At 47.5% G+C, this 503-nt stretch carries 1 protein-coding gene; it reads right to left on the reverse strand.

Annotated elements, in window-relative coordinates:
• Positions 1-503, reverse strand: a 503-nt coding sequence (locus ACTXGO_RS16690) for a hypothetical protein (protein WP_443575265.1), incomplete at both ends; no start/stop codon positions are given.

A 503-nucleotide genomic window follows, 5' to 3' on the forward strand; every position in this document is an offset into this window, starting at 1 on the left:
GCATCGTGATCATGAATGCCCTTGTCATAGCCGAGCTGATAACGCGGCGTAGCATAAGCTTTGACTAGTTTGGCAAGTGGGCTGTTGTCAATGCTATCCATGCCACTCGCAGTGTCCGTTTCATCAAGAGCCTGATATAGGCGCGCCTCAGTGATGCCGTCTTGGTTATTTTTTGCGCTCTCGATAATGCTATAAGCCAGATACTCGCCGCGGTAAACCGTATCGGATTCTGAGGCAATACTGATATCCCAATACGGACGCAAAGCGTTTAATTCGGCATTGTCCAATACTTCATAATAATCGGTGCCTGTCAGGTGCAAATTTAGTACGCGCTTGCCATCATTCTGCTGGCGACTGAGCAAGGTCAAATCGAGCGGCTGAGTATTAACCGAAAAACGGTGCTTGCCAAGCTTAATAATTTGACCGCCCTCTTCAAACAAGTCGGACTTGTCTTTGAGGCTTTTGTAGCTCTCAATCTGAATCGCTTTGAGTCGTGCATCGAT

Source organism: Psychrobacter sp. T6-1 (assembly GCF_052258445.1).